This is a genomic window from Amycolatopsis nivea, assembly GCF_004522235.1.
GTDB lineage: Bacteria > Actinomycetota > Actinomycetes > Mycobacteriales > Pseudonocardiaceae > Amycolatopsis > Amycolatopsis nivea.
In genome coordinates this window covers 115,805-126,882 of the sequence record NZ_SDLT01000023.1, presented here as the reverse complement: position 1 = coordinate 126,882, position 11,078 = coordinate 115,805, and the positions used below count along the sequence as shown (strand labels likewise).

General features: G+C 69.1%; 8 protein-coding genes. 1 reads left to right on the top strand and 7 read right to left on the bottom strand.

Annotation, left to right across the window (positions count from 1 at the left end; translation table 11 throughout):
• Positions 1–214: 214 nt before the first annotated feature.
• Positions 215–1,264, top strand: a complete 1,050-nt coding sequence (locus EIZ44_RS25750; RefSeq protein WP_134731667.1) for a competence protein CoiA family protein — start codon at positions 215–217, stop codon at positions 1,262–1,264.
• Between the two features lie 142 nt (positions 1,265–1,406).
• Here EIZ44_RS25750 and EIZ44_RS45660 read toward each other — a convergent pair whose 3' ends face one another.
• From EIZ44_RS45660 to EIZ44_RS25725, 7 genes are all read right to left on the bottom strand, one after another.
• Complete coding sequence (locus EIZ44_RS45660; protein ID WP_240691414.1) at positions 1,407–1,571, bottom strand: hypothetical protein; 165 nt, start codon at positions 1,569–1,571, stop codon at positions 1,407–1,409.
• A gap of 255 nt (positions 1,572–1,826) precedes the next feature.
• Positions 1,827–2,264, bottom strand: coding sequence for a hypothetical protein (locus tag EIZ44_RS45655; RefSeq protein WP_439098623.1), 438 nt, complete (start codon positions 2,262–2,264; stop codon positions 1,827–1,829).
• On the bottom strand, positions 2,209–2,580 hold the full coding sequence (locus EIZ44_RS46095; RefSeq protein WP_338081089.1) for a recombinase family protein: 372 nt from the start codon (positions 2,578–2,580) through the stop codon (positions 2,209–2,211). Before EIZ44_RS46095 ends, EIZ44_RS45655 begins: the two co-directional genes overlap by 56 nt.
• A 268-nt stretch (positions 2,581–2,848) precedes the next feature.
• On the bottom strand, positions 2,849–3,898 hold the full coding sequence (locus EIZ44_RS25740; RefSeq protein WP_134731665.1) for a hypothetical protein: 1,050 nt from the start codon (positions 3,896–3,898) through the stop codon (positions 2,849–2,851).
• The gene (locus tag EIZ44_RS25735; RefSeq protein WP_134731663.1) at positions 3,895–8,379 is read right to left on the bottom strand and encodes a coiled-coil domain-containing protein; all 4,485 of its coding nucleotides are present in this window, start codon (positions 8,377–8,379) and stop codon (positions 3,895–3,897) included. Before EIZ44_RS25735 ends, EIZ44_RS25740 begins: the two co-directional genes overlap by 4 nt.
• Positions 8,376–9,107, bottom strand: coding sequence for a hypothetical protein (locus tag EIZ44_RS25730; protein WP_134731661.1), 732 nt, complete (start codon positions 9,105–9,107; stop codon positions 8,376–8,378). The genes EIZ44_RS25735 and EIZ44_RS25730 overlap by 4 nt, the downstream gene beginning before the upstream one ends.
• Entirely contained in the window at positions 9,104–10,666 is a 1,563-nt protein-coding gene (locus EIZ44_RS25725) for a hypothetical protein (RefSeq protein WP_134731658.1), read from the bottom strand. The genes EIZ44_RS25730 and EIZ44_RS25725 overlap by 4 nt, the downstream gene beginning before the upstream one ends.
• Positions 10,667–11,078 lie beyond the last annotated feature (412 nt).

The window sequence follows — 11,078 nt, the reverse complement described above, 5'->3', positions numbered from 1 at the left end:
GGTCCATCCGGCGCCAGTTCGCCTACCGTGCCGAGGCACCGCCGGACACACGCGACTCGTCGATCGACTGATCGCGGTCCGCCGGGCCGACCATGCAGCGTTTCTCGTGGTCCTCGTCGTACGACACCCAGATGGACGCATTGTCAGTGTCGCGTGCCGTAGCGCATCGTAAGTAATTTACCACTGTCCGTGAGGAGTCGTCGGGAGGCGCCGGATGTCGACCTTGGTGCTATACACGCCCGAGAACCGCCTGCTCGACTTGTCGAGACTCAGCGAACGTGACTTCGCGCTGATCAGCTCCCTGCAGTACCAGATCGACCGAGGCGACCGGGTCCTCCTTTGCCAGCGTGCGTCGGTCGAGGACGAAGGGGCCGAAATGTTCGTCCGGCTCCAGCACGGCCGGTATGCCGCCGTGCACTTCCGCGGAAGCGCATGTACGCAGACCCACGTCATCTCACAGGAGTCGCCCGAACATCAGAGGCAGAAGGACTACTGGCAGCGCGCTGCCGAGGATGCCGGCTACCGGGCGTCGCAGGAGATGCGGACAGGGGCCGGGACGATTCTCGACGTGGCCATCGACGGTCCTCGCCGTACCGGCATCGAGGTACAACGGTCGGAGCTGGAGGTCCGTCTGGCCAAGTCCCGGACCACGAAGTCGTTCCGAGCGGGATGGCTGCCGGTCTGGTTCCTCGACTCCGACCGGACTCCGCGATGGTTTCATCAGGTGCCGACGCTCGGCTGTAACCGGTTGCCGTGGAGCTCGATGCCGCCGAGGCGCTCGGCGACGGCACTCGGCCCCAGCCGGTTCGTCGCACGCGCCTGTACCGCCACGAATTTCGGTGTCTGTCCGACCAGCACGAAGAAGCGCGCGAAACGTCCGTGCGGTGGCTTTCACCCGTATCGGGAGCCGTGGAGAGGTCTGACCGTCGACGACGTGGCGGCTATGCTCCCAGCCGAGCGGATCGTCCCCATGCGCGCGCTTCAGGGCGACGTTCACCTGGTCGCACCCGAGAACCTGCAGTTGTTCCAGGAACTGACCGGGCTCACCGGCTCTTACTTTCCGGACAACCGGAAAATCCGCGGCCGCCCCGATGCGGACCGCAGGTTCTGTGCGAATCCGGTGCACGACCAGCCGGTTGCCGAGCGCATCTGCTCGAAGTGCAGCCGTGCACCCGCAGGGCCTGGCGGAGTGCTATGCCTCGCGTGCACGCGGTTTCTATCGAGTCGCACGTCTCGCGACTTTTACGGCTCGCTGCCGACGTAGATTCCCGCAGAAGCTGACGGCCGAGCGGCAACTCTGGCAGCAGTCGCCCGGTTGCGCGATCACCCACGCAGCTGGAGGCGTGTGGATAGTGTGCAACTCGCCCCTCGGACACACACGTTAGACACACGGGGAGAGGCGGTCACTACGACCGCCTCTTTTCATTGTCATAGCGGAGCTGCACGCCGAGGTCCCGGTAGACCCGCGTAATCCGCTCCGGCCTCCGCGAGTTCAACGCTCGGGCCACGTCGTCCATCGAATCGAGCCGCGCGTACACCTCCGCCGCCTCGACCACGGTCGCTTTGGGCAAGTGCTGCAACTCGGCGCGCCGCCTCCCCCTCCGCCTGCACCGTGTTGATCGCCTCGACCACCGCGGCCGGATCCACACCCACCTCGATCGCCGCCTGATGTCGGCGCAGCCGCGACTCCGCGTCAGCCAGCCGCTTCTCAGCTGACTCCCTGCCGGTCGAGTACGTCCCGCCCTGCGAATCCACCAGCGCAGCGACCGTATCGTCCCGGTCCGCCGGGTCGAACACCTGACACAGCCAGCTGTTCAGCGCGGGCATCACGACGTCTTCCGCAGATTGACCGTCTTCGGGTGGCTCTCCAACGCAGATGACCCAGGTGCCAACGTCCTCGCCACGCACCGGTAGCAAACCGCCTTCCGGATCGGCGCGCCCTGCATCTTCCGTCTGCAGATCTCGCAGCGAATCAGGCCTTTCAGCAGGTAGACGTTCCTCGACGTCGGCCGGTCCCGCTCCAGCTTCGCGATACCGCGCATCCCGCCAGCCCCACGCGACCGCCGCAGCAACTGCGCCTGCGCGAACGTCTCCACCGACGCGATCTCCGGATGCGACTGCCGCCGCGACCGGACCACCGTGCCCGGATCCGACTTCCGGAACCGCACGACGTAACCAGCGCTCACATCATCCGGATTCAGCAGACGCTCATGCTTCGTCCACCGCCCGAATACCGCATAACCCGTGTACCTGGGATTCTCCAGGATCGCCCGGACAGTCGAGCCCTGCCAGCCCTCCCCCGGACGTGTGCCGGTTCTGCTCCGGCCGAGCCTTCGACGGACACGGAATGCCGTCCTGGTTCAGCCCACGAGCGATGACGCGGTCGCCCACGCCTGCCAAATACTCGGCGAACATCCGGCGCACCGCATCCGCCGCAGGCTCATCGATTTCCAGTACCCGCAGGCGAAACCCCTCAGCAGCCTTCCGCGGATTCGGATGCGGACCGCCGTCCACCACTCGATACCCGTACGGTGCCCGACCGCCCTGACGCCGTCCCTCGTTGATCACCTGCGCATCCATCGCCGAACGGGCCCGCGCCTGAACGTGCTGAGTTCCGACTCACTCATCCCGCCGAGGACGCTCATCAGCATCTTGTGGCTTAGTGAACCCGGATCAACTCGGCGCGCGCCTCGTCGGCGTGCGACCGGGACCCGAGAGTGTCGCGGACCAGGTCTCCGATCGGTTCCCCGAGCACGTCGTCGACGATGTGCACTTCCCGCGTAAGCTCGGCAACGCAGCGCTTCCTGACGATTCTCGGAACTGATCGCTCCTGCCGGCGAGGAACTGCCTAGCCGCGTGCACTCGCCGAGAGACCGGCAACCCACGCGACAACGGCTTCCACCGGGACCAGTTCCTGCGCGATCCGGCCGCCCGCGGCCCGGACGTAGGACAGCTGCGCCCATACCTCCGACCCCAGCCACTCCTCGCCGACCGCCGCCGACCAGTCGAGAGTGCCCGCTTCCTGCACGGGGATCCGGGCCATCTCCGCCCACAATCCCGTGGCCGGGCGGACCTCGATCCCGTCGGTCGCGCGGGCCGCCGCCACTGCAGTCGCAGTGCCAATCGGGTCATAATCGCCCCAGTACCAAGCAATCCCGCGCAGCGGTCCCTGTCCGGCCACATCGACCGCGAGCGAAGGGACCTGCGCCGGAAAGGTCTTGCCGGATCCCCAGACGACGGCACCTATGCCGTGTTCCGCGCTGCCGCGGAGCTCCTCCACCGCCACCCAATAGGCGTCACTGTTCTCCACGACGAGCACATCCGGACCGGTTCCCACGGCCGCAGCCGGAGCCGGAGGCGCGAGCCTCCGGCAGGCCAGCATCGCGAGATTCAACCGGCCGGGACCGAACAGGGTGGTCCGCTCCAGCTCGTCGAGCCGTTTCTCCCGGCCGAAGATCTCGCCGGAGCGATACCGGACCGGCACCACCGGAAGGCCTTCCTGGACGACCCGGCCGAACCAGTCGTTGAGTGCGATCAGATCCTCGAACAGAGCGGGAGGCAGCGTGAGCAGCGACGAGACCCAGCCCAGCTGCCGGCACCACGGGAACGTCATCCAGGCGCGTCCGTTTGCGGCGCGCCGCGCGGCCGGCACGAGAACGTGGCGGGGCAAGGCGGGCACGGTCGAGCGATCCCAGGCTTGCTTGGGCAGTTCGAGGACCACGGAGTCGGACAGCTCCCGCAGCGCGTGGTGCAGTGCCGCGGCTTGGTCCGGATCGCCGGTGAACCGCGGTGCGGCGTCGTTCCACAGCCGCCAAAGCCGGTCGAACTCGATTCTCACCAAGTTCGTTCCGAGTATCGCGGCCCGCAAGGACTCGATCTCGGAGGGTCGCACGATCATTCACCCACCTCATAGCGGGTCGCGTCGACCCAGTTGCGCGGCGAACCGCGGTCGCGACCGCGAATGATCGACTCGGCGACGTCGACCCCGTCCACGACTGTGGCACGCAGCTGGAGGTACGACAGGTTGCGGCGGAGGTCGCCGTCGTTGCGCAGCTTCACGATGACTGAGCCGTCTCCGGTGAAAGCCGCGTCCACAGCCGGATCGTGCAGGCCGGTCGCGCATACGAGCTGGACCCCGGAGTGGGCCGCGAGCCGGTGCTGCATCTGGATCAGCGCTTCCGCCGACGCCGCGCCGAACGGGTTGTCCAGGAGCAGTGTCCCGGCCGGCCGCGGGCCGCCCAGCCGGTGGGCCGACCGTACGCGGGAAAGCGCGCAGTACACCAGCACCGCCAAGGTGAGTACCTGGCCGCCGGAGAACTCGATCGGAATCCGGTCCGGCGGGCAGTACCGGACCCGGCCGTCGATCGACGGTTTGAGGATCTCGATCGACCACGCGCCGGCCCGGACTCGGTCGTGCACGGTGTCGCGCACCGCGTCCGAAAGCCACCGCGCGCGGACGTCGGACGACTTGGCCCGCTTCGGGTTCTGGCCGAGTTCGGCCGACCAGCTGTCGATCCGGTTCGCCAGTCGGGCCGCTGCTTCCTCGTCGGGAGCCTCGTCGAACCCGATTTTGAGCGCAGCCTGATGCGAAAGGTCGCCGAGCCCGCCGGGCAGCTTCGAATAGCGTGACACCTCGCGCAGCATTCGCCGCTGGTCGCGGCACAGCGAGAGCAAACTGTCCCGCAGCATGCCCCGATGCTGATCGAGCTCGCCCAAGTCGGCGGCGGCGGATTCGGCCATCGCCCGGATCCGCTTCGCCAGCAGCTCCGCCTCCGCGACCAGATCGGTCTCCGGCAGGGACCGGACCCGGATCGCCGCGGCTGCCTCCAATGTCGACCAGCGGGCGTTCATCGCGCTGTTGCGCGTGGCGACGACAGCGGTGCGCAACCGCCCGGCAGCTTCCTGCGCGTCGTGATCCGCGTCGGCCTTCTCCTTCAAGCACACCCGCATCTGGTCGCGGGCCACCGTCTTGGTGCCTTCGAACACGCGGGGAGTCGGCAGCCGGGCCGCGGTCCACAACTCCGCGATGTCCTGCAACGACTCGACGTCCTCGGAGACCGCCTTGACGAACTCCTGGGCTTCCTTCTCGGCAGCTTCCGCTTCGTCGCGCGCCCGGCGCAGTTCGGCGTTGCGGACCTCGAGCCGTTCGAGCCGGCCGGGGATGTCACCGGGCTCGGCTGGGAACCACTCCGTCCCGGCAAGGTCGATGAAGTTCTGGTGGTCCGATGCCGCCGGGCGCGCCTCGGCCAGCGCTTTGTGCGCCTGAGTCCGCTCGACCTTCGCTGAGGCCAGCGCAGTCCGCTTCGCGTCGAACGCCGTCCGGGCCCGGTTCTGGGCTCCAGCCCGGCTCGCAGGCGACGACGCCTCGCTGGTGGCCGCCAGCTCTCGCGCGGCGGAAAGCACCTCAGCGGCGAACCGGCGGGTTCGCTCCACAGCTTGCCCGACCCTCAGCCGTGCGCGGTTCAGCGTCTCGGCCTCGACCATCCCCTGCTCGGCGCTGGCCAGTTCAATCCGCAAGGATTGCCAGGCGTTCCGAAGCACCTGCAAGTTCTCACCGGGGTCGGGGGCCCCTTCGTCGACGCCGAGTTGTCCGCGCTCCCGGTGGTAGGCGTCAGCCGCGCTGCGCGCGTCCGAAGCCTTCTGGGTCTGCTCGGTGAAATGCCCGGCGGCGGTCGCGACCGTCTTTTTCGCGTTCTGCTCGTCCGCGAGGAAGCGCGTGCGCCTGCTGTAGAGACCCGGCAGCTGTGCGGCCGCCGCCTCGGTCGCCTCCACCACGCCGGCGAGGGCCGATGCCTGCTCGACGTGCCGCTCCGCTTTCAGCCCGGCCAGGCGCTGGGCGGCGCTTTCGGCGCGAGCCGCTTGGGCCTTGCGTAGTTGCTGATCTCGTTGCCCCGCCAGGGTTTCGCGACGCGCCTCGACCTCCCCGGCGGCCTCTGCCGCAACGTCGAAGGCGTGCACGAGTTCACCCCGTGCGGTCTGGCCCCAGCGCCGGCCGAAGTCCGTGCACCGCGCCGACGCGACGCGATAGCGCCGCGCCGCCTCGGCCGCGTCCCGCGCAGCTGTTCCTTCCGACTCCGCGGTGCGCTCCAACTCCTTTCTGGACTCCGCCGCCCACTCCCGATCCCACGTGGCACGGTGCGGCACGACAACGTGGCACCGAACGACGTCCTCGTGCCGGGTACCGTCCACAGAGGACGGAGCGAGCTGGACGACGATCGGCATCGTGGTGTGCACCGGCTGCGCTGTCAAGACCGCGATCCCGTCATCGAACCGGGTCGGATCGCTGACGACCACACCGCCGGCCAATCCGGGGCGGTCCGCGATGTACGCCGCACGGCGCTCCGGGTCCGCGACATTGCGCTCGATCCAGCTCAAGCCGGTCGACGCCCCGATCCGGGCATCGGTCAACCGCTTCAGCACGGCCAGCGCGTCCTGCCCGGCGGGCACGATCCCCGCTTCGTCGATCAGCGCCAGCTCTTCGGTCGCTGCCCGGGCACGCTCGGCATGCTCCGCAGCCCTCTCGTCGGCGCGGCGAGCCGACTCTTCCGCCATCTGCCCGGCGCGGGCGAGTTCCGCTCCGTCCTCGGGACGGCCCCCGACCAGCTGCGCCACAGTTTCGTCGTCGCCGACGCCGGCAAGATCCTGGTCGAAGTCGGCGAGCTTCGCCTCGCTGCGTTGAGCCGACGAGCGGAGGCCCAGCAGTTCCACGTCCAGCTCTTCGATCTCGACGCTCTGCTGCTCTGCCGTCCGAGCCGCTGTTTCAGCTCCGGCGTCAGCCCGATCAGCCGCCTCCGACGCCTCGCTCCGGGTGTCCTGCCACCGGCGTACGGCTGCTGCCGGGGATTCGCCGTCGACGAGCCAGCCAGCGGCCACGGCCGCAACGGTCTGCCGGTCGGCTTCCTCGCGCGACTGCTTGATCCGGTTCAGCTCGTTCTTGATGCGATCGAGCTGAACAGCAAGGTCACCGAGCAGGTCACTGGCTTCTTGCCCGCGCTCCTTCGCAGACTGAGCGGCCGCGTCCGCCGACACCGCGAGCTGGGCCGCCTCGATCGCCAGCGCGTCGAGACGGCCCGCGGTCCGCGCGGCAGCCTCGCCGACCGCCGCGCGCAGCGAGTCCAGACCCTTGTCCGCCGCCTCGTAGGCGCGTTCAGCGGCCTCGCTCGCCTTCCGTTCGGTTTCGAGATCGATCACCGCGTCGACCGCTTGCCAGGCCAATTCGTCGCGCTCCGCCTGGTCCGCCTCGGCACTCGCTTCCTCGACGGCCGCACCAGTGGCTTCCACTCGCGCCCGAGCTTCTTCGAGCAGGAGCTGCTGGCGGATGTCGCTGATCCGCCCGTACGCCTGGCGTGCCCGGTTGGCCTCGGCACCGGCGGCCTCCGCCTCCTTGGCGAGCACGACCAGGGACGCTTCGTCTTGTTCGATCCGATTGTCCAGGGCAGCAGCGTGCTCGCCGCCGCGCGCATTCGCTCGCCGCGCAGCGCCGGCGGCCGCCTCCGCATCCATGCTGCGAGCCGCGACGAGTTCGACCAGAGGCGCGATCTCCTCGCCGAAGGCGGCAATCGCTTCCAAGTCCGTCCGTTGCGCGGCCAGTACGGCGTATTCCTCCAGGCTGGCGGTGAATGTCTCCAGCTCTCGTTGGTCGTTCAGCGCGGCCACGAAGAAGCGCACCACGTTGTCCGGCGAATCGAAGGACGCGAGCAGTTTTTCCGCGCCGGCCTCGGAATCGTTCATGCGCATCTGGTAGCCGAACAGCGCGGGGTCGACGCTTGTCCGTTCTTCGAGCGCTTTCGTCCACCTCTGCTGAATGTCGGTGATTACGCCCTGCGCACCGGGATACTGGGCGATCAGGTCGTCCACAGCGGCGCAGAATGCTCGGTAAGGCTGCCGGCGACCGCCCTCGAACAAGGGCAGGTCGTCGAGGGCGGGCAGCTCAGGTCCGGTCGTGAACAGGTACCAGGAACGGAAGAGATTGCTCGTCGAACGGGACGAGTGCGGGGGTTGGCGCCTGCCGTCCTTCCACTCCATCACCGCGCCCGTGACCGTGCGTTTGCCGCTGGTGGCGTCCTCCCACTCGCACACGATGTGCGACGTGTCGCCGGTGAGGACGTAGTCGCCGAGCACCTTCCCGCCGACCTGAGCGCGCGCGGCGGGCACGATCAGGCTGCACACCAAGGTGATCAGGGTCGACTTGCCGCCGGTGTTGGTCAGCGAGAGCAGGACTCGCGCCGCCGCGCCTTCGCGGGTCGTGAAGTCGAGATCCAGCGGGTCGAAGCGGGCGCCCTCCGGGCCGACTCCGCAGAGCTTGACCCGGCGCAGCCGCAGCGGCGGCACCGGCAGTGCCGGCGGATCCTCGGGCAGCGGGAACAGCGTTTCGGTCATGCCGGGTCCGCGGGGTCGAGTTCGATCGGTTCGGGCAGATCGTTGACCAGCGCGTAGAGCTCCGAGTCCTCGGCGAGGGCGGCGACCGCGTGGCGGAACGCCGGCCGCGCCGTCCAGGTGCCGCCGTCGGTGTCTCCCCTCGCGTTCAGATAGCCGGATTCGACGAGCAGCTTGCAGATCCGGTTGACGGCACCGGGCCGGTCCCCGGCCGATCGGCGGCGCGCGTTGGGCCGCGCCTGCGGCAGGTCCAGCCACCGCCGCCAGCCCTCGACCAAGTCGTCGTCGACATCGCTGTCCGAGCCGGACTCGTCGGCCAGCCGCTGTGCCGTCCGGTCCAGCATGTCCACGACAGACTGGGTGGTGAACACGGCGACCCGGTCGGGGTCGTCGACCATCCCGGATTCCGGGTAGGCGGTGCGAGCCACCGCCAGCAGTACCGCGCCGATCACAGACCGATGCGACGATTGCGCACGTCTGATGATGTCGCCCGCGGTCAGGCGGAGCAGCGAATGGTGCCGGGCGGTGACGACGATGCCGTCCCTGCCGTCCACGCGCAGGTCCAGCCCCGCGCCAGAGAACACATGGTCCACTGCCGACGCGAAATCTGGCTCGTCGAGATATCGCCGCACGATGCGATGCAATTCCTCGCTGCGGGCCGGGGTTTCCCGGGGCCGGGCGGCCCAGGCGAAGAACTTCCCGATGTCGACGTCGTCGGCTGTGGACCTCATTCGGCCGGTTCCTCCCGCGCGTCCGGACGGGGATGCGGCACCGCGATCGGCTCGCTGATGTCCGTCAGCACTTCTCCGGGCACGAGCAACAGGTCGTCGGCGCGGATCCCGCCGCTGTCGATCCTGGTCCCGGTGGCGACCGCGACCACGACCCGATCGCCGGCCGATCGTCCGGCAAGGCGAGCCGCCCAGGCGCGGTGCGCGGCGTGCACGATCGCCGCGGCCAGCAGGCCAGCGTCCAGCGGCGGTTCCTCAGGGTCGGTGCCGGCCTCATCGGCGATTCGATCGGCCCGCGCGAGCAGCTGGGACAGCCGGACCGGATCGTCCACACCCGAGAGCACCGCTTCCACGGTGTCCTCATAGGGCTCCCACCATTCGCGGCCTGGGTCATCGACGAGCTCGGGCGGCTGGTACTCCTCTCCGGGCCGCGGCGGCGGCACTGGCGTGCACAGCTCGTCCGTCATCGTCGTCAGCGACGGCCACCAGCGGACCGGCAACCCGCCGCACACGGCCACCATGCGATCGGCCGCCGCGGCGGCGACGGCAGTACTGCGCGCGAGATAGGGCATCAGCAAGTCGGTGCCGAGGTCGAAGCGCCGCGCTGTCCGAGGCGCGCGGCGGAACCGGTCCTCCAACGCCTCCCGCAACCGGCTGCGGGCACTGATCAAGTGGCGGTGCAGGTCGTCGTGGCGACGGCGGCACTCGCGGAGGATTTCGATCAGCTGGTTGGCAGCGTCGAGCTTCGTCTGGTCCTCCAGCTCCGCGCGGCGGTCCGCTACCGCGTCGAGCAGCGCCGATTCGGCGTCGAGCCGGTCCTTGACGTGGTCGAGCGCTTCCCGCAGGAGAACGGGCACCTCGCCGAGCCAGTCGTGGACGTCCGGATCGATCAGCGTGTCGGCGACGATCCGCCGGATCCGCTCCTGATATTGGATCGACCGGTACCGGGCGAGTTTGGCGATCTGCACCGCCGATTCCACCGCCCCGCGCGCGATCAGGGCGTTGAGCTGCGCCTCGTTGGCGATCTGCGCGGCCTCGATGTCGAGGTCGAGCGCCTCGATGAAGATGTTGATCGCCTGTTCCGACGCGCGGAGGTGCTCGATCCCCTCACTGCCGCTCGGATGCAGGTACAGCAGCCGGAACCGCTGGTTCCGCCAGGCCGGCCCGGCCGCAGTGTGCACCAGGTGCTTGACGACTTCGACGTCCGTCGTGACCAGTGAAACGAGCACTCGTTCCGCCACCGACGCCCATTCGGCCTCGTCGGCGTCCGGTGCCTGCCGGGCGGCCTGGGCGGTCGCATAGCCGAGAGCCTCTTCCCACGTGCGGCCTGCCGAGATCCCCATCGCCAGCGCTACGTGGTCGATCACCGCCAGCGAGATCGTGAACAGGTCGTAGCGGTCCCAATAGGTGCCGTCCAACGCGCCTTTGGTCCGCTCGATGTCAGTGAGCACCTGGATCGGAGCCAGTGCGCGCCGCCGCCGCGTGATCGATTCGTCGTCCGTCGGGATCAGCGGTTCCCAGCCGTCCGGCGGCAGCTCCCACGACTCGGCCAGCGACGACATCGGGAAGCCCTCCGCCCCGCCCGGACCTCCCCAGGCCGGGCACCCTCCACTCCGATCTGCTCATAAGGTCGCTAAACTGCAACTGGTGTTGCAATCGGCCGGGCGAAATCACCCGACTGTCGCAGCGCGGCTCGCCGCGCACGGACGGCACCGCTTGCTGGGGCACCATGGCATGCAACTGGTCGAGCCGGTCCGCCAAGCTGACATGGACGACGGCGGCAGGGAGGCTCGGCCGGCAGGTCGGCTCGCCGCCGTTTCTTCAGGCTCGCGACCAGTTTCTCCAGTGATCTGGTCCGGTACCGGCCGAACTTCAGTGGCGAGGCATGGCCGTCGCAGGCACCCACCCGTTTCGGCCGGAGGCGGCCACGGGCCGAACGGGACGGCCGAGCGCGCCGCGGTGTTCGACGGCTCG

What these genes read in the sequence shown, in the direction of transcription:
- EIZ44_RS25750 (WP_134731667.1), top strand. Translation starts at nt 215, where the DNA reads ATGTCGACCTTGGTGCTATACACGCCCGAGAACCGCCTGCTCGACTTG.
- EIZ44_RS46095 (WP_338081089.1), bottom strand. Translation starts at nt 2,580, where the DNA reads ATGGATGCGCAGGTGATCAACGAGGGACGGCGTCAGGGCGGTCGGGCA.
- EIZ44_RS25740 (WP_134731665.1), bottom strand. Translation starts at nt 3,898, where the DNA reads ATGATCGTGCGACCCTCCGAGATCGAGTCCTTGCGGGCCGCGATACTC.
- EIZ44_RS25735 (WP_134731663.1), bottom strand. Translation starts at nt 8,379, where the DNA reads ATGACCGAAACGCTGTTCCCGCTGCCCGAGGATCCGCCGGCACTGCCG.
- EIZ44_RS25730 (WP_134731661.1), bottom strand. Translation starts at nt 9,107, where the DNA reads ATGAGGTCCACAGCCGACGACGTCGACATCGGGAAGTTCTTCGCCTGG.
- EIZ44_RS25725 (WP_134731658.1), bottom strand. Translation starts at nt 10,666, where the DNA reads ATGTCGTCGCTGGCCGAGTCGTGGGAGCTGCCGCCGGACGGCTGGGAA.